We start from the raw sequence: 23224 nt of genomic DNA, 5'->3' as shown, positions 1-23224 counted from the left end.
AACTTTGAGCTTCTCGAACCTTAAAAAAAGATGTGGTTAATGAAACTTTTTGGTTGCGAGATGCTAATGCCCTAAGACCGAATATTAAGCGTGTTGACCGCTCTGATAAATAAAGATAGAACTGAACATAGGTTTTGTTCATCTATCCTGGGGATCATCTCCTGGTACGGTATCCGGACTCCGGGGGGCAAAAAATTTTAGCAGGTGTTTAACCTGGGTAAACCAGATTAAGCTCTTGGCAAGAGGTTTCTAAGACACCTGCACTCGCCCCCCGACAAAGGAAGCTTTAAAGAGTGCGAATCATCGCCTAAATAAAACAAAAATAGAAGAAAATTTTGATTTTTCCCCCTCGTCTTTAAACCGGCACTTGACACGCCCACGTTCCTAGAAAACCTGTCGCAACAAACTTTACCGACCTCTAATATCCACAATCCGCTGCTACCCTTGTCCAGAAAAAAGAAATTATATATAGCACTCCTAAATAATTCCTAAAGCCGAGATCCCCGACTTCGAGATAGAAGTCGGGGATCGGAAGGACTGGCTCACAACTTAAATAGGATTGCGATAGCAGTCGCTTGAGTGAAATACATTTGAAACTTCACCCCTAATCCCTCACCAAAAAGCCCAGAAGGGGCAGTATTGAACCACTAAACAAGCAGTCTTAATTTGCATTCTTGATGAGATCGACGATCGCTGCAATTAACGCGGCTGACTCGATCGGCTTAGAAAGGTGCCGCTGGAATCCGGCAGCGATCGCTTGTTGTTGATTTAGTTCCCCCACATACGCCGTGAGAGCGATCGCCGGAATCTCACCGCCTTGCTCTGCGGGCAACCGTCTCACTTGCCGCAACAGCATATACCCATCCATTTCGGGCATCCCAATGTCACTCACCAGCACCGCTGGCTGAAACTGAGCTAACGTGGCAAGAGCTTCCGCTGCTGAACCGACCGCCACAACCTCTGCCCCTTCCTGTTCTAAGACAAAGGCGACATACTCGCGCATATCTGTCGTGTCATCTACCACTAACACTTTGATACCTTGCAAGCCTGAGAGAGATTTGGACTCGCGAACGATTTGAGGAATGGTTGAGTGCTGCGACATCAACGGGAATTTCACCGTAAAAGTGGCTCCCTGCCCTTCCCCAGGGCTGTCTGCACGAACACTGCCACCATGTAATTCAACGATTTGACGGACGATCGCTAAGCCCAATCCTAATCCACCAAATTGTCGAGTCGTGGCGCTATCAGCTTGGCGAAAGTATTCAAAGACATGGGGCAGAAATTGGGGGAGAATCCCTTTACCTGTGTCGCTGACCGTAATTTGAGCTTCAGCCTCAATCTGCTCTAAGCGAATTTCAACTCGTCCTCCTGACGGGGTAAACTTGACGGCGTTGGATAACAAGTTCCAAATGACTTGCTGCAAGCGACCTGAATCGCCTAAAACTTGCCCAACCTCTGGTTCCAAAATTGTTTGAATTTGAATCGATTTGGCGGCGGCGGCTAACTGCACTGTTTCCAGTGCGGCGGTGATGGTGGTTGCTAGATTGACCGGATCGACATTGAGGCTGAGTTTGCCTTGAAGAATTCGAGAAACATCGAGCAAATCATCAATGAGCTGCACTTGCAGTTTGGCATTGCGTTCGATGATCTGTAGGGCATAAGTCGTTCGCACTTGATCCATCTTGCGGTTTTGCAGTAGCTGAGACCAGCCCAAGATCGGGTTGAGAGGCGATCGCAACTCGTGAGACAGTACGGCTAGAAACTCATCTTTAATGCGATTTGCCTGTTCGGCAGCTTCCCGTGCGGCTTGTTCTCGTTGCAGAATTTGTTCTCGTTCGATTTCACTACGCTTGCGATCGCTAATATCTTTGAACAGTACGGCAACTTTTCGGCTCTCCGGCTGCCCAACGCGGAACGCATAAACATCGAACCAACGGTTCATCACTTGGGAACCATTCTCGAAGCGAATGGATTCACCTGTTAGGGCGACTTTGCCGTAAATCTCGTACCAGTGCTTTTCAAGATTTGGAATGAGCTGACGCGCCGTTTTGCCCGCTGCCTGTTCGAGTCCCGTTTGTTTCCCAAACGCCGGATTAGTCTCCAAAAAGCGGTAATCGATCGGCTTGTTATTTGCATCAAACTGCATCTCGATGAGGCAAAAGCCTTCGTCAATGGACTCAAACAGCGTTCGATAGCGTTCCTCTGATTGGCGCAAGGCCACTTCTGCTTGTTTGCGCTCGGTAATATCGACGAGTGCGCCAGGAAAAGAAACAGGTTTCCCTGCTGCATCATACTCAACTCGACCCCGTGCCGTTAGCCAACGTTCCTCACCACTGACAGTCCGAACGCGGTACTCAGCAGCATATTCCTCACCTGTGTGGATCGCCTGCTCAATTGCAACTGAAACGCGAGGACGGTCTTCCTCGTGCATGGAGTTGATAAAGAACTCGATCGGCAAGCCTTCTGATGTCGCACTCACCGGGTCTACAGCAAACAGGCGAGCAAACGCAGCATTGACCCTAACGCGATCGCCGGGAATACTCCAGCGCCAAGTGTAGACGGCTCCCGCTGCCAAAGCAGATTCTAACTGCACATGGGCTTCTCTCAGCGCTAGTTCAGCTTGTTGGCGTTCGGCTTCAATGCGCTTCGCTTCCGTAATATCCCGTGAAATAGCAAGTAGTTGCACTACTTGTCCCTTAGCATCTCGCACCGGCGTAATAATGATATCCCACCATTTCGGTGTGCCCTTGGTGGTAGGGCGATAGCCTTGAAATTGAGCGATGTTGCCGATTTTGGCAGCAGCGATCGCAGCTTGGGCTTTTTCATAATCTTTGCCCTCCCACAAATCAGCCCAGACGCGATAAAGGATAGATTTCGGCTCGTCGATTTCTAAAAGACACAGCCCACCAGGATTGATGTAGAGAATTTCACCGTTCAACGCTAAGACTTTGATGCAGTCAGTACTGCTCTCTAGAATGCTTTGCTTTAGCTCCTCACTTTCTCGCAAAGCTTCTTCTGCTTGTTTGCGCTCGGTAATATCCGTGCAGGTACCAAACCAGCGAATGACTTGACCGTTTTCGTCGCGCATGGGTAGGGCGCGGGTGAGATGCCAACAATAAATTCCATCTGCCCTTCTCAAACGATGTTCGATATCGTAGTTTGTGCCCATTTCAGTAGATTGAGTCCACGCCTCAATAGTCCGGAGCCGATCGTCTGGATGGAGTGTGTTTTGCCAACCGCTCCCCTGGATTTGCTCCAACGTCAATCCGGTGTAGTCAAACCAGCCGGGGCTGTAATAATCTACCCAACCGCTGGCATCAGCCGTCCAAACCATTTGGGGAATAGATTCAGCCAGGAAGCGAAAGCGCTGCTGACTAGCTGCTTGGCGCGATCGCCCCAGTTCTAAATTGGCAGCAACACGGGCAAGCAATTCACCGGAGCTAAAGGGCTTCACCAGATAATCATCGGCTCCAGCTTCCAGTCCTGCGATAGCCGATTCTTCTCCGGCGCGAGCAGATAGCAGCAAAAATGGAATTTCGCGAGTTTTGGCATCAGCTCTTAACCGCCTGAGCAACTCAAAACCATCCATTCCTGGCATCATCACATCGCTGAGGATCAGGTCAGGCGCACGATTATATACGGCAGTTAGAGCGGTTTCGCCATCTTTCGCCATTTCCACCTGATAAAACTGGCTGAGGAGGCGGTGCAGATAGTCGCGCATATCGGCGTTATCATCGACTAGCAGAATCCGGGCGGTAGCTGTCGAGATTGGAGCATCTGAGGTTCGTTGAGCGTTTTCTGCGGTCTGCAACCTCGGCGCTGCATTTTCTTCGGGTAGCCAACCTAAAGCTTCTTCAACATAAGGAATTGCACCAAAAGCGGTGGAGGCTTGGGCGCGGCTGGCGTGAATGTCATCACTCGGCAAATGAGCCGTTCCCATTGGCAGCCGCACAGTGAAGGTACTGCCCCGACCCAGCGTACTGTCAACAGCGATCGCTCCACCTTGCAACTGCACGAGTTCCTGCACCAACGATAGCCCGATTCCTGTACCTTCAAAGGTGCGTCCCCGTGCCCCCTCAACGCGATGAAACCGCTCAAACAGTTTGGGAAGCTCGGCAGATGGGATACCCGTACCCGTGTCGCGCACCATCAGTTCCACATGGTCGCCGACCGGACGCAGAACCACCGCAATTTCTCCTTCAAACGTAAACTTAAAGGCATTCGAGAGCAGATTCAACACAATCTTCTCCCACATATCCCGATCTACATAAATCGGTTCTGGTAAGGGAGGACAATCAACCGTAAGTTTCAGTCCCGCTTGCTCAACGGTAGAACGAAATAGACTCGTTAATTCAGCCGTATAGGTTGCCAAATCGGTTGGCTGGTAGTTTGCCTGAGCGCGTCCGGCTTCAATGCGCGAAAAATCGAGCAGGGTATTGACGAGCTTCAGCAAGCGCTTCCCGTTGCGCTGCACCAGTTCGAGTTGCGATCGCGCTTTGGTCGGAATGCTTCCCTCTAATTCGGCTAGCGTCTGCTCTAGCGGCGATAGCATCAGCGTCAGGGGAGTACGGAATTCGTGGCTGATATTGTTGAAGAAGGACGTTTTGGCGCGATCCAGTTCTGCCAGTGCTTCCACTCGCTGGCGTTCTTCTTCAAACGCACGGGCATTCGCGATCGCATTCGTGACATTGCCTGCCACTAAGTCAAAAAATTCTCGGTACTCATTCTCAAAGGCTCGATGGGGATTGATTCCCAACACCAAAAACCCAACAATCTGAGGTTGTCCCGATTGGGTCACTGGCACAACCCAGGCAGCAGCAGGCGACCTATCCCAGGTTCCCTTCGGTAACTCCCCGAAGCGAGTTGCTACATCAACAATAACGGCTTGCCCAGTCTGATGAATTCGTCTCAATCCCCATCCGTCATTGTCTTGAGTCAGGTCTACGATTGCTGGCGTTGCTGAGGTTTCCGCCTCGAATCCAGCCGTTTCAACCAGAGTCGCTTGCTTGCCATCTGCCGCCACTCGATAAAGCAGGGCAAACGGAATATCGTGAGCATTGGTGGCTAAAGCCTGAATTGCCGTTCTACAGGCAGCTTCAACCGTCTTGGCTTGAGCTGTTTTGCTCGCCAGTAAGCTTAATGTTTGTAAGCGGCGATCGCCCAGAACTCGCCCGGTTGTCTCGCTGACGATGCAAAAAATGCCGCCGACTTCCCCGCTCTCGTCCCGCACGGGGTCATAGGATACATCAAAGTAAGTTTCCTCGCTGTACCCGTAGCGATTGAGAAAGAACAAATAATCTCGCGCCCAGAAGGCTTCTCCAGTCGTGACAACTCCATCTAGCAAGGGTTTGAGCGCGTCCCAAACTTCGCTCCACAGCTCACGAGCAGGGCGACCCAGCGCCCAAGGATGCTTCGATGCCAAAGCAGGGCGATAAGCATCGTTGTAGAGCGCGATCAATTCAGTTCCCCAGAACAGGCAAATCTGAGCTTTTGAAGGCAGCAAAATGCTGACAGCGCTCCGCAAACTTTGGGGCCAGTAGGTTACATCTCCTAAGGGAGTCTGCGACCAATCGAGCGATCGCATCAGATTCCCCATTTCGCCGCCTGCAACAAAAATGCTGTCAGCAGCCCTTCCTTTGTCTGCAAATGTCACTGGCGCAACTCCTGCTCCTCGAAATACCTGGCTAGTCGTCTTCGACCTGTTCCCCCATTATGATTGCAGCAGTGTTTCAATCTGCTTCCAACCGAGTGGTAAGGGGCACGTTCGTTTGTTTTCCCATCGATTCACACTATGGAACGATACCCCAAGTAGCGTTGCGAACTTTTCCTGTGAAAGTTCAGGCCGCGGGCGAGTCTCGCGGACTAACCCCGCCACCTCTAGCTGTTCAAGTGTGGTTCTTGGGCACAAATCCCTCTATCTTAATGCGTAAAATTGAACGATAGCCGGTGCGATATCCTTCCATCTATTAGCCAGAATGGGGCTAGTTTCTCTTCATTCTCTTCCCCTCCTAGTCATTGACAGAAAGGATTTTTATCACTAAGTAACTGTCTTTGAACAGGTCAATTTTCACAGGCGATCGCTCCCCGTACCATCTAGTGCAGGCAACCCTGGATCGGAAGAATGCTGCTTGCATAACCAGCCGCTATCTGCACGCTGATTTAACCCCCATTCCACAACCTAAACTGCCATACTCCGAATTTTCGACATTTAAAAATTTTGGGCTTGCGATCGCAAAACATATTTACATTTTTTTGTATAAGAAATCACCTTTGTTAGATAAAAAAACCGAAATAACCGATTGTGACAGTAGGGGGTGCAGAATGTGCGATATATCTGTAAAGCTGGAAAATATAAGTATCCTTTCCCAATGCCCTGCCCGAAAAGGGAAAAGATGCGAGCTTAACTTGCGAATCCATTGTTAACCCTAAGCCGCCCTGAGCTTGAGTTCCCTCGACACGCTCATTGCTCGCGACTTGAGGAAGAATCGAATTTATTCAATTGACCTTTAAACTTGAGACTTTTATCAGGATGAAGATTCAGCAATTGTGCCAATGCTGGTTCAATTATCCGGTGGTAGTATCTAAATTTACAGGTAAAAGAGTTGCGAGAGCAGAACATCTCCATATGATTCTTAGAGAAAACTAGCTGATTGTGGAGCATAACATTGAACTCTTTCAACTTTTTCAATCTTAAATTCCTTGGAAATCTCCTATTTCTCAAGTCGATAGCAGGTAGCAGTAAGAGTGTCCATCCTAAACAACCAGGCTAACTCAGCTAGCCAAAAAAGTAGCCGGGAAGCATTTCCCAAATTGGGGAAATTCAATTTTTCTAAAGCGTTTTGGTCAAGGCTGCCAAAAAAGCAGCATCGCTACAAGCAAAGATGGCAACCTCGTGACCTAATTGTTTTATCGATACTGGCAGGGTCAACTTTGGGGGTGAGTGCGATCGCTGTAGTTAGCTATCAGGTTGTGCGGGGACTGATTCTGGAGAACCTCCAGCAACAAGCCTTACTGAAAGTCCAGCAGGGACGAGATGAGATTGACCAGTGGCTATCTAATCGGAAGACTGAGGTAGAGATGCTGGCGAACAGTCCCCTCGTGCGCTCTATAGATTGGTCAGTCGCCCAGCCTTATTTAAAGTCGGAATTGCAACGGTTTAAAGAAATTCACCAGCTGTCAATTGTCAACTCCGAGGGTTGGGGTGCGAATACCAGCGTCGGTCCTCATCGCAAAAATATTAAAGACCGGGAATGGTTTATCAAGGCAATTTCAGGGCAAGTCAGTGCCGCGAATCCCGTAGTCAGTCGCACCACAGGCCTTCTACAAATCAATATCAGCGCTCCAATTATGGGGGATTCAGGGACTCAAGTGCTGGGAGCAATGGGTGGAGCGATTAAAGTTGACCGAGTGATTCAGGTAGTCAGCAGGCTCCAAGAGGGAGCTGGCAGCTATGCCTTTGCACTCAACTCCACAGGGGTGGCGATTGCCCATCCTGACCCCAAGATGATTGGCTCCGCAGAGCATGAGGCACCCAGCTTCTTACAATCTTCCAATCCGGCACTGGCAGCGATCGCCCAGTCAATGGTTGCCAAACAAGCAGGGATTAAACTAATACGAGTCAATGACAGCTGGAACTACGTTGCCTACGTACCCCTAAAAGAAGCGGATTGGTCAATTGCGCTGGTTATTCCTCACCAGAATATCGAATCTAACTTAGGGGCACTCAACCTCCTAGCGACCGTTTTAGGCGGATTGTTGCTGATTGCCCTAATGGGTGCATGGCGACAGGTGCAGCTGTTTGAGCAAACTCGCACTCGTGCCGAACAGGAAGCTCTACTCAACCGTTTGGTGCGTCGCATTCGAGAATCTTTAGAGCTACAAACCATTGTTCAGACGACGGTTACAGAACTGGCAACCTTAACACAGCTTGATAGAGTGCTGTTTGGCTGGTACGATCCCCAATCCCAAACCCTTGAGCTGGTTGGCGACTCTCACGCCCAAACATTGACGATTCAGCCAAGAAAGTTTCAGTCCAATTCGTGTATAGACATAGCAGCTTGTCTACAGCAGACAGAAGCACTTCATCTGTTGTTTGTTGATGCTGAGTTAGAGCAAACACCTCTAGAGTTAAAAGCTCACGCCTACCTTGCACTCCCTATCCCGCTTCTAGATGGCTGCTGCGGCTATCTCATTGGTTTGCACGCTCATTCCCTAAGTCCACTAGATCGGGAATTACTCAAAGCAGTTGTCGATCAGTTAGCAGTTGCTATTACTCAGGCTCAGCTGTACAACCAAACCCAACAACAGATTACACTGCTCAACCAAACGCTGAGCAAACTTAACCAGACCCAACTCCATCTGGTGCAGAGCGAGAAAATGTCTAGTTTGGGTCAGATGGTGGCAGGCATTGCCCACGAAATCAATAATCCAGTCAACTTTATCTACGGCAATCTCACTCATGCCAGCTCTTACATCCAAGATTTACTAGAGTTGATTCAGCTGTACCAAGAGCAGTATCCTCAGCCCACGCCCCAGATTCAAGACAAAGCAGAGGACATGGAACTGGAATTTCTCAAAGAAGATTTATCCAAACTCCTTGCCTCGATGCAAGTTGGCGCTCAGCGTATTCGTGATATTGTTTACTCGCTGCGTGTGTTTTCCCGTTTGGATGAATCAGAAGTCAAGGATGTGGATATTCACCAGGGCATTGATAGCACACTGATGCTTTTGCAAAACCGTCTTAAGGCGAAGCCAGATCATCCAGCCATTGAAGTTGTCAAGGAGTATGGTCAGTTACCTAAAATTGAGTGCCATGCCGGACAACTCAACCAGGTATTTATGAACCTCCTCAGCAACGCGATTGATGCTATAGAGGAGTTTAACTTCAAGCGCAGCTACCAAGATCGGCAAGCCAACCCCAGTCGAATTACAATTCGCACGCAAGTTTTGGCATCAAAACAAATTGCGATTCGGATTGCAGATAATGGAGTGGGGATTGCTAAAGATATTCAGCAACGGTTATTTGACCCCTTCTTCACCACCAAGGCGGTTGGGAAGGGAACGGGGATGGGATTAGCGATTAGCTACCAGATAGTGACAGAGACACATGGGGGACAGTTGCGGTGCATTTCGGCACCCGGACAAGGAGCAGAATTTGCGATCGAGATTCCGATCCAACAATCACCGCAACCATCGTAGGAATTGATTGAGCAATCAGTTTAGAAGGCAATTTAGGGCAAAATTCCCCACTACCGATCAACAAAAAAGTAAGGATAAAATAGATTTGAGAAAAGTTTAGTGAAACTTTCTCAAATCTAGATTCACCTAACTTGGTGAAAATTGGATCTTGGTATTCTTGGAAATTTAGGACAAGACAGGTGAATCGTTGGGTCGGTTATAAACAGCCCAATCCTGAATTCCCCGCTCGCGAAAAACTCCTTCAACTTTGGCGATTTCCTCGTCTGTTCCATCCACAATTACCAAATAGTAATTGTAGAACAGGCGATCGCTATAAACTTTAGCGTCATCTTCATGAATGCCGAGATCGGTTAATGCCTCAATCAGGCGATTCGTTGCCGCTGTTCCAATCCCAACACCAGCAATCGTACCGGCTAGTGTCAAGCCCAGACCACCCGCTGCCATTACAGCCCCCACACCAGGAACGGCTAAAGTGCTAAGACTGGTGAATATGCCACCAAACAGCCCAACGTTAGTATTTGCGTTGGCTTTTGTGGCAGCAGTGACGCTAGCTTCATCACCAATGCGATCGCTCATATTCGCACCGGCAAGTTGATCGTCAGGTTTTGCTTGTGTGGTAATTACCGAAACCCTATCTATTGGGAAGCCAGCTTTGTTAACTTCATCGAGTGCAGTTTCTGCATCTTGACGATTAGAAAATACCCCCACAGCACGCTTATTTTCAGCTACAGTCATTTTTCCCTCCGATTGCCATATCTGCATCGCGAATCCACAAATGCAGAATTGATTTTTTAATCCTTGATGTTGAAATTTTGGTATTTTCTGCTACTAGATCCATCAATCCCTAGATGTAACTCGGAGGTAGAGTCTCTCCGGGCGTTTTGTTACGGCTGAGTTGAATGATTGAAGACTCATCTCAAATCCGTCTACTTGCCCATCATATAAAGAACCCCTCCCCGCAAGCGGGAAAGGGTTGGGGTTCTGGGAAATTAGGGGAATCAACCAGACTTTAAGATTACTGAGTCGCCAGCCGGATTACTCGTTAGGCTTTTGATTCGCCTGTAAGAAAGCTTCGATTACCTCAGTTGCCAATTGAGTCATGGGCTTACCCTGACGGGCTGCTTCTGCTTTCAAGCGGCTGTAAACATCATCCCGGACATTGATCCGACGACGGATTTTAGCTGCAACTGCAATTTCTGATTCTTCTGGCAGCACCACCTCATTAATCAACCCGGTATCTGACTGAGGAGAGACTGCTTCTGACTCATAGTCAACTGTAAATTGACGAATCGCATCAAAACCAACGCGATCGCAGAAATCCCCAAAACCTTCTTGGGGTTGCCGCGACTGCTTGAAGTAAACGAAAATCGGCTCTAATTCGGTTTCTAGCTCGTTAATGTGCAGCCGATCCATATAGGCTCTAGAGAGTCGCGTTTGGTCGCGTGAAGCCCCTAGCCAAATCTGATAAGATTCAGCCGCACTCCCGACAAATCCTAATTCTGCCAGATAGGGACGAGCGCAACCATTCGGGCAACCCGTCATCCGCACGATAAAGTGTTCGTTTTCCAATCCCACTTTTTTCAGCAGCGCCCGAACCCGATTCAAGAGATCCGGCATGATCCGTTCCGATTCGGTAATCGCCAAGCCGCAAGTCGGCATGGCGGGGCAAGCCATTGAATAGCGCACCAACGGGTCAAGTTGATTGGGGTCTGCCTGAACGCCACAGTGGTCAAGAATTTGCTGAATTTCGGTTTTTTGCGCCGGGTCAATTTCGTAAAACAGCAAGTTTTGGTTGGGTGTCAGGCGAATCGGTAGCGAGAACTTCTGCACGATTTCCCGCAGTGCAGTTCTGAGCTTAAAGTTACCTTCGTCCTTCACCCGACCATTTTCAATCGGAATTCCTAGAAACAGCTTGCCGTCGCCTTGTTCGTTCCATCCCAAGAAATCTTTGTATTTAAACGGCGGTAACTCTTTAAAAGCTGCCAGCGGTTTGCCAAAGTATTCTTCGACTTTGGCGCGGAACTTCTCGACGCCCCAATCTTCAATTAGGTATTTCATCCGCGCATGACGGCGGTTTGCGCGATCGCCATAATCTCTTTGAGTGGCGACAATCGCTTTGATTAGATCGTAGATATCTTGTTTCTCTACATACCCGATGGGATCTGCCATCCGGGGAAATGTCTCTTCTTTGTTGTGAGTGCGTCCTAAACCACCACCCGCAAAGACATTAAATCCCTCTAGTTCTCCCTCGGTGTTGGTAATCACCACCAAGCTGACATCTTGGGAATAGAGGTCAACCGAATTATCCCCTGGTACCGTTACGGCACACTTAAATTTCCGGGGCATATAGCGATCGCCATATAGCGGTTCTTCTTTCCCGTGAACGACGGTGCCGTTGCCGTTGCGTTGCCGCGCCGCCTTTACCTCTGGGTTTTCTTCCGCGCTAATGGACTTTTCGCCATCTAGCCAAATTTCATAATATGCACCTGTTTGCGGTGCCAGTAGGTCAGCAATATTGTTGGCATACTCCCAGGTATATTCGTAGTCCCGGCGATTTTTATAAGGCGCTGGGGGCGTCATCACATTGCGGTTGAGATCGCCGCAGGCTCCCAGCGTTGACCCCATGTTTTTAATGATGGCAGCGATGGATGCTTTGAGATTTTTCTTTAAAATTCCATGCAGCTGAAAACCCTGGCGAGTCGTAGCGCGTAGCGTTCCATTGCCATATTCCTCAGCCAGGCGGTCTAAGGTCAGATACAGTTGCGGTGGAATGAAGCCCCCCGGATTACGGGTACGCAGCATGAACTGGTAATCTTTTTCCTGACCCTTCACCCGGTTGTCCCGGTTATCCTGCTGGTACGATCCGTGAAATTTGAGAATCTGGGTGGCATCTTCTGTGAAGCTGTTGGTGTCTTCCAGTAGCTCAGTTGCCACAGGTTCGCGTAAAAAGTTGCTGCGTTCTTTGAGTCCTTCTACTTTAGAAAGCTTTTGAACAGGGGAAATCGGAGATTTAACCATCGGAAACTAGGGGGCTGAACGGTTGAACTGGATCACCGGAAAATCTATCGGGATTACGGCGTATACATTCATGGTACTATCACCATTCTTAATCTTTAGCGATAGGTGAGAAAATCCCCAGATTTTAACAATTCTTGCAGAAAGGGATATCCTCAGAGGACGCCCTTCGGTTCGCCACACCGTGATGCAGGGATGCAGTGATGCAAGTAAGAGCGTCGAGTCTTTCGCGCCTAACCCGATTTTTGAGCCTAGCAATCTTAAGCCGTCCATTGAATCAGCTCCATCGGTAGGTTAGCATAGCTACCCTACTGTGCGGTGTATCAAACCCAAGTGAGAACCGCTATAAAAACAAAGTGGGACAGGTTGATAAAGCCTGTCCCACTTTGTTAGAAGTCAGTTAAGTCAAAATATCTCGAACCAAACACCGCCAAGAACGATAGAGAGAGCGTTAATCTTAGAATCCGTAGCCGACTCCTAGCTGGACGCTAACAGAAGAAGCAGGACTGTTTTCGTAAGGCTTGATTCCCAGTTTGGCATCGCTGAAGACTACAACGTTCTTGGCAACTTCTGCTTCGACGCCAGCCGTGACTACAGGCGCATTGCGGTTGCCGAAGGTAGATGGTTTGCCTTCCGATTCATGCAAACCGTAGCCACCACCAACGTAGAAGTTAGCTTTATTGGTAACAGGCACATCATAAGTAACCATCGGAATGATAGTGCTGGTTTCGTTGGTGAACTGCACGGAACCTCTAATAGAAACTGGCGTCTTGGGAACCGCATAGCGGCCTTGAATCACACCGCCGACTGCGGCAGCATCGCCATCTTGTCCGCCATTTGTAACGCTAGCAGAACCACCAACTCCGACATAATTTGCTCGGGTTCCAGTGGGTTTTGCAGAAGCATCCAAACTAGACATTAAAACAGGAGCGATCGCTAGTGCAGATAGTACGGAAATCTTAACTACGGATTTGAGAGCGCGATTCATAATTACTTCCTTCAATTCTCTGGTTTTCAGTTGCTTTGTTACATTCAAAGTCGTTAGCCAAAGCAAAAGGTTCCAGGAATCCATAAAAAAATTTTTCGCCCGCTCAAATCAAGGATTGCTAAAGCTTTTAAGTCTCAGCATTCCCCTACGGGCAATGGCTTCAAGCTCTTTAAATCCCAAAATAACAGTAAATATTTTAGTATCTGAATAATGTTTTTACCTCTGGCAATGGGTTGAAGTAGCATTTCCTCAAATAGAGGCTTCCTGCCAGTGGACTGTTTGGAAAGTGGCACAAATCCATGAAAAATTTGAGGAACTATTTTGTTGTCTTAGCAGTCTAAAATTTAAGGGCAATTTTCATCAAAAAAAAGTAATCGTAAAGTCTCATAACCCTATCAAATTGCTCTATAAAGCTAAGAAGTTGGGAGCTGGCTGGATTAGGGAAAACAACTTTAAAAAGTTATAATTGTAACGATATTTTTAAAAATAGACTAAATTTCACTCATCACAGGTCATCGGGAAAGTGCCGGATGGTTATAGCTGTTAAGAACCGCAGACACTAACCCGAAGAGTGGCTAAGAGCAGCATCGGCTAACGCGATCGCGTCCCAGAGCTTTTGCCTGATAAAGCGCCTCATCCGCTGTCTTTAACAATATTTCTGGTGAAGTATCGCAGTCGGGAACCGTAGTCGCAACGCCCAAACTCAGCGTCACATACTGACTAACTAAAGAATGGCTATGGACAATCTTTAAGTCTTGCACTGCCACTCGAATCTCTTCTGCCACTTGCAATGCCCCATTTTGTGTAGTGTTGGGCAAAATTACGGCAAATTCTTCGCCCCCGTATCGAGCGACTAAATCCGCTGGTCGCTTGACAGCTTGAGCGATCGCACTGGCGACGGTAATTAAACAAGTATCCCCGGCTTGATGACCATAGGTGTCATTGTAGAGTTTGAAAAAGTCAATATCGCACAAGATCAGAGACAGGGGGACTTTTTCTCGTCTCAGACGCCGCCACTCCTGATCTAGGTACTCATCAAACCGGCGTCGGTTCGGCAGACCCGTCAGACCGTCCAAAGTCGCAAGGCGCTGCAACTTTTGGTTAGCTGCCTCCAATTGTTCATAGAGTTGCCCTTGTTGAATCGCAATACCCACCTGCATCGCCAAAGAAGAGAGCAGATCGATTTCCCACGGTTGCCAATGTCGGGGTTGCGAACAATGATGAGCAATCAGCAACCCCCACAACTGTTGCCCTTGCAGAATCGGAACGACTAAGTTCGCTTTAACCTGAAACTGCTCCAGCACATCGATATGACACTGACCCAGTCCTGAGTTGTAAATATCTGCGATTGCTTGAACCCGACTCTGCTGATACAGCTGGGCGTACTTTTCCTTAAAACAGGGATCGTAGACGGGAGTTCCCAGCATCGAAGTCCAATTGGGGTCTACAGACTCCACCGCCACAACCCCGCGCCAGCCTGCCTCGAAACGATAAATAATCACTCGGTCGCAGGCTAGAAATTGCCGCACTTCTGCCACCGTCGTGTTCAGAATCTCGCTGAGATTGAGAGACTGACGGATGCGCTCTAGCATCGCCCCTATCAGTTGCTCCCTGAGAACTTGCAGTCGCAGTGCCTCCTCCGCCTGCTTGCGTTCGGTGATATCGGTGAGCGTGCCAATAAAACCAACCGTCGCACCGGCTACTCCTTGTTCCGCCACCGCCTGACCAAACACCCAGGTGACGACTCCATCCGCACGCCCAAACCGATACTCTGAGGCAAATCGCCGGTTTTCTATTATCGCCTGCTTCCATTCGCTGATGACGCGATCGCGATCGTCGGGATGCAGCGCTCTCGTCCAACCTTCTCCGAGTGCTTCCGCCAGGGTCAATCCTGCCAGTTCGCGCCAGCGCTCGTTGACATACAAACAGTTCCCTTCTACATCTGTGTGGAAAATCCCTACCGGCGACATTTTAGCTAAGGTGTAATACCGATACTCGCTTTCCTGAAGCGCTTCCTCGGTTCGCTTGCGCTCGGTGATATCAGTGATTGACCCTGCCATACGATAAGGTATGCCTTGCTCATCTCGAAATGCAATCCCCCGACAGAGAAACCACCGGATATTGCCATTCTTGTGGATCATCCGATGTTCGATTTCATACTGGGGTGTCAACCCTTCGAGATAAATACTTGCAGCCGTCATCACCCATTCCCGCTGATCCGGATGTACCAGATGGAGCCAAGCCTCTATACGGTTGTCAATTTCGTCTTCGCGATAGCCCAGCATCGCTTTCCAGCTAGCGGTGAGATACATTTCACCAGTTTGGAGATCCCAGTCCCAAAGTCCTACTTGACCGGCATTAACGGCTAGGACATAGCGTTCCTCTGCCTGGTGAGCAGGAGTCATGTCCGTCATAAAGCGATCGCGCCCGTAAATAAATCGGCAAAAACTTTTAAAAAGTTGTCCCAATATAGCCTGCACACTTTGTTGGCATCTGTGAAGAATGCTTTATTTTTCCTGCCTTCGGCTGCGAGTGCGCCTGCATTCCAAACTTGCGGTTGATTTGTCCCCACCTGCACCCGGATGAAGTACATCGAGGCAGCTTGGGAGAGGGTGCTAAAATATCGCTTCAATTTCCCTACCTTTTGACGCAGCGCTTTCTCTAGTTGGCGACGTTCTAGATGCGATTGGGGTTGCTGGAACGTAAGCACGAAGGCTTCATCCTGGAAATCATGCCAGGAAGCTGGGCAATCAAAGCGCATTTGAGTTTGTTGTTTAAGAGGGGTGTTTTAAAGAGTCTCAATCTACCGGGGGTTTAAATCAAAACGACACTCCCCGGTCATCCAAAAAAGTAAGTTGAGATGCCCCAAGGTTCTAAATTCTATTATTGTCGAAAGGTTTAAGCGATCGCGTAATTCGCTTTTGCGAACATAAAATGCGTTGGCAAAAGCGAGGCGATTTTAGGGAGAAGGGTCGCAGATAAAATGCACTGAGCGAGTCTAACGACCAACCTCACGGAACCAGCAGTTCATACGCCTGCCGTTGTCCCAAAGGAGTTACCACAACCGCTTGAATTTTCCGTTGCTTAGGCAGTGGTACTGTAATATCAAATTCACCCGTGCGCTCTACATTCTGTAAGGTAGACGCCACGATCAACAGATTGAACGGATCGATTAGACCGCGAATGCGTACGCGATCGCCCTCTATCGCCGCCAGAACTCGGATCTCTAATTCACCCTCTTCTTTCAAAGGAATTGGTTGGGAAGGGGGTTCGCCAGGAATCACTAAAGTCCGAAACCCAGCATTGACTTCTACCGCTTGCCCCTGAGCTTCCTCGACCACGCTCCCTTCTAGGGTGGCAACGCTCGTTTTGCCATTGGGTTTGACGCTCACACCAAATTGCGTCCCGCGAACGCCACTCAAACCGGCAGGTGTTTCAATTTCAAACCGCGAATTAGGATTCGTAAACGGTCGTACCTCCAGGCGAGCTTGTCCCCCCTTTACTTGAAGTCGCGTAATTCTTCCCCCATCAGGCATTGTCTGCAATTGTTGTACTTGCAGAGTGGTATTTTCTGAGACATTCACGAAGCCAACGCCGGTATCGACGGCTAGGACGGCTTTAGACTCGTCGCCCGTCGTGATAGTATCGCCCACCTCCTCAAGGCGCAAGCCGACCCTAACCGACCCAGCAGCGTCTCTAAGTTTATAAGTGACTTTACCTGCATAGGAAATGACTTCTAACCGTCGGTTGAGTCGAACCTGCAAAGGTTTTGCCACTGAGTCTGTACCGATGCTTAAGAGAGCCACCAACAGCAGGAGAGACACGAATGCTCTACGACTTTTCACCGCTCACCTCTTGTAGAAATTAAAAATTAAAAATTACTAATTTGATTTTGCAGTTTTAATTTTTTCAGATGATTTGTGCATATTAACTTGACTCGTGCGATCGCACTTTATATCACCTTTTATATCTGCGTGGCTGATTGTATCTACCGATGCATCATCGCCAGAAGCTGCGTCTAGGAGCATACGCGATCGCGTCCCCCTGCTTTTGCCCGATACAACGCCTCATCGGCTTCCTTAAGTAACGCTTCTGGTGAAGCGTCATGCAAAGGAATCGCGCCAGCGACACCCAAACTCAGCGTTACATACTGGCTAACAGCAGACTTGGCATGAACAATTTCTAGAGATTTCACAGCTTGTCGAATTTCCGTTGCGACTTGCAACCCGCCAGCAGCAGAGGTATTGGGCAAAATCACTGCAAACTCTTCGCCGCCATAGCGTGCGACTAAATCTGTCGAGCGCTTGACCACCCGAAACAAGGCACTAGCAACAGTTTGTAAACAAATATCTCCAGCTTGATGCCCGTAAGTATCGTTGTAGGTTTTGAAAAAATCGATATCGCAGAAGATGAGAGACAGGGGCAGTTGTTCGCGTAACATTCGCCGCCACTCTTGACCAAGATACTCATCAAATCGACGGCGGTTTGCCAGTCCCGTCAGACTGTCGAAGGTCGCAAGTCGCTGCAAGTCTCGGTTTGCCACCTCCAGTTGTTGATAAAGTTGAAATTGTTGGATTAAACGCCGCACCCGCTGACGCAGTACGGGCCAGTGAATAGGTTTGGTAACGAAATCAATGGCTCCGACCTCAAAAGCTCGGTCAACGGATTCTTTGTCGTCAAGACCTGTAATCATCAATACGGGAGTGCGATCGCATGAAGGGATCTCTTGTAGCCTGGAGCAGCAAGTGAAGCCATCCATTACCGGCATCATGGCATCGAGCAAGACAATATGCGGCTGAAAGCGAACATAAGCACTCAAGCACTCCTCTCCATTGCTCGCTTCAACAACCTGGTATCCTTCCTGTTGCATTGCTTGACACAGTAGCTGACGCATGATTCTGTCGTCGTCTACCACGAGGACGATAGAGGGTTCTTGGGGAAGGGAAAGCATTTTTATTAGACCTATCCGTAAATTGGTATAGGATGTACTCCGGACGGAGGTTTCAATCACGAGCAAAGAGGAAAATCTTGCAACGCACAGCGCACGCGCTCATACTCCGCCTCCATCTGCGATGCGATTTCCGGTGCCCCTGCTAGAGTATCGTCTTTCGCGATCGCTTCGAGTTGCTTACACAAATTGGATAGGGTCATAGCTCCCAGCGTCGCACTGGTTGACTTAAGCGTGTGAGTCGCCTGTCGCAGCGCCACGGCATCTCCAGCATCTACTGCATTCCGAATGACTTGCAATATTTGGGGTGTATCTTCCAAAAAGCTATCAATGACTTCCACCAGAACGGATGAAGCATTCTCTCCAAACATATCGCAAAGCGCTTGGATTGCCTGGAAATCAACGGCAGAGGTGGAGATGGGGAGGCGGGGAAGCGGCTGCAAAGCAGCGAGTGCCTTCAGCAGCGCCTCCATCTGGATCGGCTTGCTGACGTAATTATCCATCCCCGCGCTCAAACACTCCTCGCGATCGCTCTGCATCGCATTCGCCGTCATGGCAATAATCCAGGGACGTTGCTCGTAGGGCCATTCCTCACAGATCCGTCGTGTAGCGCTCAATCCGTCCATTTCCGGCATTTGCACGTCCATCAGAACCACATCATAGGGTTGGCGTTGCAGCGCTTGCAGCACTTCCAAACCGTTGCTGGCGATATCCGCTCGATATCCCAGACGCCCCAATAGATGCAGCGCCACCTTTTGGTTGACGACATTGTCTTCGGCTAACAGAATTCGCAGCGGTAGCCGTTGCGCTAGATTCGGGTCAATCGGTTCGGGATGGGGACGCGGACTTGGCAGCGCAGCGGGTTCGCCAAGCAGACCGCTCAAGACATTGTAGAGCTGAGATTGTTTAATCGGTTTATTCAGAAAGGCGGCAAAATTTGCTTGCTGTGCTTGTAGCTCTATCTCCGACTTGCCTAGAGAAGTTAACATCACCAATGGCAACGTCCGAGTATTGGGTAGTTTGCGAATTTCTGCGGCTAAATTCAAGCCATCCATCTGCGGCATTTGCATATCCAGAATCGCAATATCAAAGGTCTCCTCATTGCTCAGCCAGTTCAGGGCTTCGTCCCCAGAAGTGGCGGCGCGGGAGATCATTCCCCACGCGATCGCCTGCAAAGTCAAAATTTGCCGATTGGTCGCGTTATCATCCACAATCAACAACCGTTTTCCAGCTAACAGTTGTTGGGAGTCGCGGCTGTCAGCAAGCGTTGAAGTGGGAACGGAGGTGGCGACAACAGCGAAATAAAATGTGGAACCCTGACCCCCTTCACTTTCCACCCAAATTCTCCCGCCCATCATTTCTGTTAATTGTCGGCTAATCGCTAATCCCAACCCCGTACCGCCATAGTTGCGAGTTGTAGAGGAGTCAACCTGGCTGAAGGGTTTAAATAGACGGTCTATACGGTCAGAAGGAATCCCAATTCCGGTATCTTTAACGGCAAAACGAATCGCATATTTGTGATTTTTTATTTTGGGTTTTCGATGTTGGATTGCAGCTTTTTCTTCTAGTTCTTCAACAGAAATCGGTTTGTTCATTTCATCTGTAAGATGAGCAATTTCTTGTTCTAAATTCGCTCCCCAGCTCCCCAGCCCCCCTGTCCCTCTGCCTCGTTCTCCCAATTGACGAGCTTTTACCGAAATCACAACTTCCCCTTGGGGTGTAAATTTAACTGCATTCGCAATTAGATTTACCAGAATTTGGCGGAGTCGCGTTACATCCCCCACAATCATTTTCGGTACAGAAGGATCTATTAAATACGCTAATTCCAAGTTTTTTTCTGCTGCTTTGTGAGCTAGCAAATCAAGCGATTCTTCGATACAATCTCGCAGATTGAAAGGTTGCTGTTCCAGTTCCAGCTTACCGGACTCAATTTTAGAGAAGTCAAGGATGTCATTAATAATTGTGAGTAAGCCATCGCCGCTGTTGCGAATGGTTTCTACAAAGTCTCGCTGTTGTGGCTTGAGTTCGGTATCTAGTAGTAACCCAGTCATGCCAATTACCGCATTCATGGGAGTGCGGATTTCGTGGCTCATGGTCGCTAAAAATTCACTCTTAGCACGGTTAGCTGCTTCTGCCTCTTGTTTTGCTTTTTCTAAGGCAACATTTTGCTGAGCTAATTGTTCGCGTTGGCGGGTTTCTTGCTCTAATAGGCAAGCTTGAGCCAGAGCAATACCGACTTGATCTGCCACTGCTTCGAGTAATTCAATTTCCTCTTTAGTCCACTCACGGAAGGTGTTACATTGATGCAAGCCAATCACACCGTTAGTTTCTCCTTGATAGGAAGTGCGAATCGCCAGCATCGATTTGAGTTGAATTTGCTGACACAGAGAAACAGTTTCTTGGAGCAGCGGATCGGTATAGACATTTGAGGAAGCGATCGCGCGATCTTGAGCAATTGTTTGTTCGGCATGGGGATTGCCAACAACGGGGATTTGTACATCCATTATCGAATCATACCCAGACTCCAAATACTCTGCCACTAGGGGAATTTGTGGTTTAGGGGTGGCGATGTATGAGTAAATCAAACAGCGATTCACAGCGAATGTTTCGCCCAATAACTTACAAGTCGTTTGAAAAATTTCTTGTGTTTCTAGCTTGGCGCGAATCTCTTGGGTAATCCGTTTAAGCAGCAAAGTTCTGGTAACTTGCTGTTGTAGGGCTTCTTGGGCTTTTGCCCGCTCAACTTCACCTCCTACCCACTGTGCCATGAGCTTCACTAGCTCTTTGTCTACCACCGTGAATGGTTGCGATCGCACCTTTAAACTGGAGAAACTGAGGGTACCGTAAACAATCCCGCCTGCCACTACCCTGGTACCAATATAGGCCTCTATTCTGAAAGGGGTATTTGCCGGATACTGGTACCATTGCGATCGCTCAACGGACTCAAAGCAAATCGGTTCGTCGCAGCGCAGTGCTTCACCGCAATAAGTCTGCTTAACATCGAAAAGATTTCCTTTGGCAAGATGAATGGGTGAGTTTTCGGGCACCTGAGCAGCAATCAGGTAATATTTATCCCCTTCAATCTTCGCTAGTGTCCCGATTTCTAAGCCAAATCGCCAGCATCCCATTTTCAGCATCCGCTGGATGCGTTGGTCGAAGTGTAGCGGCGTTCCTTTTCCGCCTTGAGCTGCCGTCACTTCATACAGCGCTCGTAACCCTGCCTCGCTCTCTCGCAGTTCGTGTTCCGCTTGCTGGCGCTGCGTGATGTCGCTGCCAATTCCGAGAAACCCAGTAATGTTGCCCTCAGTATCCCGTAACGCCGTCATCGACACCAGCACGGGAAAACGACTACCATCTTTGCGGATAAACGTCCATTCGCGCTCGTCCACTTCTCCACGACGCGCCTTGGCAACAAAAACTTCAAACCTTGGATCGATGGGGATTCCCAACTCCTGTGACAATTCTTGGGCACGCCGGAATACTTCGCGTGAATCGTGAAATCGCAGGGGTGTTGTTTTGCCCACGACTTCAGCAGCAGCGTATCCTAAATATCTCTCGGCAGCGGCATTAAAGGTACAAATTGTGCCATCTGGTGTTGTAGAAACGATCGTGTAGTTGGCACTATCCAAAATTGCCCGCTGCAAGCTGGTTGTCTTTTGGAGTGCCTCTTCAGTTTGCTTGCGATCCGTAATGTCATTTAAGGTGCCGGAAATACCCCCGATACTTCCGCTAGCGTCCAGTGTCGCGCAGGCATAAACGTCAAGCCAGCAAAAGCTGCCATCAGCGGTTAGGATGCGGATCTCCTGTCGGTAAAATTTTGTTTGGCATTGAATCAGAGCTTGAAACAGTTTTATATTGCGTTGGCGATCTTCAGGATGAACGTAGTTTAGAACATGAGTGCCAAGACTTTGGGCAATCGAGAATTTGGTGATTTCTGTCCAAGCCGGATTCAGAAATGTCCACAAACCTGTGACGTCTGTTTGAAAAATTACTTCTTTGACGTTATCAACGACAGAGCGATATTTTTTATCGCTTTCTCCTAACGCTTCCACTACCTGTTGATGCTGAGAAACGGTGCGTTCTAATTGATTGAGATGAATTCGGAGTTCCATCTGAGCGATCGCTTGCCGCGCCAACGCTTTGAGCGCTTCAATTTGTTGGCTCATTAGCTTTCGAGGAATCTGGTCAATTACGCATAAGGTGCCCAAAACAAAGCCATCGGGCGTTACCAAGGGAACTCCGGCATAAAACCGGATATAAGGGTCAGATGTCACCAGAGGATTTCTGGCAAAGCGTTCATCAACTAACGTATTGCGTACAATTAATAATTCATCTGATTTTAAAATTGTGTGAGCGCAGAACGCTAAATACTTTGCTGTTTCTGTTGCTTTCAGACCAATTTTTGACTTAAACCACTGGCGATTGCCATCAACCAGGCTGATGAGGGCAATGGGAGTGTTACAAATGTGGGAAGCCAGTGCAGTCAGATCGTCAAATGCTTGTTCTGCCGGAGTATCGAGAATTTCATAGCGATAAAGTGCTTTGAGCCGATTTGCTTCAGCCTCAAGGCTGGCTGCGTCGCTGTTTAGCGGAAAGAATGGTTGCCGCTCAAAAGAAGAATATTCGCTCTCCCCTTGAGGCAGAAGGCTTGGGTTTTTTTTTGGTTGCTGAAACAGCAAATACCTTAGAGGCGGCTTGCTAAGGTATCTGGATAGCGATCGCAGGATAGGACGAAGGATTTTCATCATCAATATGAACTAGAGCCGATACAGCCCCAGAAACTCTTCCTCTGATGTTTGTGGGCTTTCATCCCCTGAAGGTCTGTCTGGCTTTTGCGAGCGGTTGTTCGGCTTCCAGGTTAACTTTCCGGGCAGATAACTCCCACTTCAACCTGTGTCCAATATAAGCTGCCCTTACATTTAAGAAAGCATATTCGTTGGCGCTGGCGATCGCTCACTTGTGATACTAAGTTGCGTTCTAATGTAAAATTTAATTTATCAGAATGGATGTCAATAAATTGGGTTGATAGCAAATGAGTAGAGTAAGTATTGCGGCTCCTCACTTAAGTGCCCAAG

12 protein-coding genes are annotated in these 23224 nt (G+C 48.7%); 1 reads left to right on the top strand and 11 read right to left on the bottom strand.

Translation table 11 applies throughout. The annotated features are described in order from the left end of the window. Positions 1-661 precede the first annotated feature (661 nt). Together NDA03_RS11560 and NDA03_RS11555 are read right to left on the bottom strand one after the other, a co-directional pair. Positions 662-5596 carry an ATP-binding protein gene (locus NDA03_RS11560; protein WP_348238136.1) on the bottom strand — a complete coding sequence of 1645 codons (4935 nt, stop codon included), beginning with the start codon at positions 5594-5596 and terminating at the stop codon, positions 662-664. A 114-nt stretch (positions 5597-5710) separates the two neighbouring features. Further along, the gene (locus NDA03_RS11555) at positions 5711-5875 is read right to left on the bottom strand and encodes a helix-turn-helix domain-containing protein (RefSeq protein ID WP_348238135.1); all 165 of its coding nucleotides are present in this window, start codon (positions 5873-5875) and stop codon (positions 5711-5713) included. Positions 5876-6744: 869 nt separating this feature from the next. Here NDA03_RS11555 and NDA03_RS11550 point away from each other — a divergent pair. Continuing rightward, positions 6745-9198: an ATP-binding protein gene (locus tag NDA03_RS11550; RefSeq protein WP_348238086.1), complete on the top strand. Its 2454-nt coding sequence runs from the start codon at positions 6745-6747 to the stop codon at positions 9196-9198. Between the two features lie 165 nt (positions 9199-9363). Here NDA03_RS11550 and NDA03_RS11545 read toward each other — a convergent pair whose 3' ends face one another. The 9 genes from NDA03_RS11545 to NDA03_RS11505 form a co-directional block, all read right to left on the bottom strand. Continuing rightward, entirely contained in the window at positions 9364-9933 is a 570-nt protein-coding gene (locus NDA03_RS11545; protein ID WP_190528488.1) for a general stress protein, read from the bottom strand. A gap of 300 nt (positions 9934-10233) precedes the next feature. After that, positions 10234-12216: a sulfite reductase, ferredoxin dependent gene (sir, locus tag NDA03_RS11540; RefSeq protein WP_348238085.1), complete on the bottom strand. Its 1983-nt coding sequence runs from the start codon at positions 12214-12216 to the stop codon at positions 10234-10236. Between the two features lie 6 nt (positions 12217-12222). Then, positions 12223-12486, bottom strand: a complete 264-nt coding sequence (locus tag NDA03_RS11535) for a hypothetical protein (RefSeq protein ID WP_348238084.1) — start codon at positions 12484-12486, stop codon at positions 12223-12225. 184 nt (positions 12487-12670) lie between these two features. After that, positions 12671-13285: a hypothetical protein gene (locus NDA03_RS11530; protein WP_348238083.1), complete on the bottom strand. Its 615-nt coding sequence runs from the start codon at positions 13283-13285 to the stop codon at positions 12671-12673. 491 nt (positions 13286-13776) lie between these two features. After that, positions 13777-15606 (bottom strand): diguanylate cyclase, encoded by a 1830-nt coding sequence (locus tag NDA03_RS11525; RefSeq protein ID WP_190677785.1) that lies wholly within the window; start codon positions 15604-15606, stop codon positions 13777-13779. A gap of 5 nt (positions 15607-15611) precedes the next feature. Next, positions 15612-15962, bottom strand: a complete 351-nt coding sequence (locus NDA03_RS11520; protein ID WP_348238082.1) for a hypothetical protein — start codon at positions 15960-15962, stop codon at positions 15612-15614. Between the two features lie 250 nt (positions 15963-16212). Continuing rightward, positions 16213-17046 carry a FecR family protein gene (locus NDA03_RS11515; RefSeq protein ID WP_348238081.1) on the bottom strand — a complete coding sequence of 278 codons (834 nt, stop codon included), beginning with the start codon at positions 17044-17046 and terminating at the stop codon, positions 16213-16215. A gap of 173 nt (positions 17047-17219) precedes the next feature. After that, on the bottom strand, positions 17220-18152 hold the full coding sequence (locus NDA03_RS11510) for a PleD family two-component system response regulator (RefSeq protein ID WP_348238080.1): 933 nt from the start codon (positions 18150-18152) through the stop codon (positions 17220-17222). Positions 18153-18208: 56 nt separating this feature from the next. Next, positions 18209-22897 (bottom strand): response regulator, encoded by a 4689-nt coding sequence (locus NDA03_RS11505; protein ID WP_348238079.1) that lies wholly within the window; start codon positions 22895-22897, stop codon positions 18209-18211. Between the last annotated feature and the right edge of the window lie 327 nt (positions 22898-23224).

Origin of the sequence: Trichocoleus sp. Lan, from assembly GCF_039961855.1 — a bacterium.
Classification (GTDB): Bacteria; Cyanobacteriota; Cyanobacteriia; order Cyanobacteriales; family FACHB-T130; genus FACHB-T130.
This window is presented reverse-complemented; position numbering and strand designations above follow the sequence as displayed.

What these genes read in the sequence shown, in the direction of transcription:
- NDA03_RS11560 (WP_348238136.1), bottom strand. Translation starts at nt 5,596, where the DNA reads ATGGGGAATCTGATGCGATCGCTCGATTGGTCGCAGACTCCCTTAGGA.
- NDA03_RS11545 (WP_190528488.1), bottom strand. Translation starts at nt 9,933, where the DNA reads ATGACTGTAGCTGAAAATAAGCGTGCTGTGGGGGTATTTTCTAATCGT.
- sir (WP_348238085.1), bottom strand. Translation starts at nt 12,216, where the DNA reads ATGGTTAAATCTCCGATTTCCCCTGTTCAAAAGCTTTCTAAAGTAGAA.
- NDA03_RS11535 (WP_348238084.1), bottom strand. Translation starts at nt 12,486, where the DNA reads ATGGACGGCTTAAGATTGCTAGGCTCAAAAATCGGGTTAGGCGCGAAA.
- NDA03_RS11530 (WP_348238083.1), bottom strand. Translation starts at nt 13,285, where the DNA reads ATGGATTCCTGGAACCTTTTGCTTTGGCTAACGACTTTGAATGTAACA.
- NDA03_RS11525 (WP_190677785.1), bottom strand. Translation starts at nt 15,606, where the DNA reads ATGACTCCTGCTCACCAGGCAGAGGAACGCTATGTCCTAGCCGTTAAT.
- NDA03_RS11520 (WP_348238082.1), bottom strand. Translation starts at nt 15,962, where the DNA reads ATGCGCTTTGATTGCCCAGCTTCCTGGCATGATTTCCAGGATGAAGCC.
- NDA03_RS11510 (WP_348238080.1), bottom strand. Translation starts at nt 18,152, where the DNA reads ATGCTTTCCCTTCCCCAAGAACCCTCTATCGTCCTCGTGGTAGACGAC.
- NDA03_RS11505 (WP_348238079.1), bottom strand. Translation starts at nt 22,897, where the DNA reads ATGATGAAAATCCTTCGTCCTATCCTGCGATCGCTATCCAGATACCTT.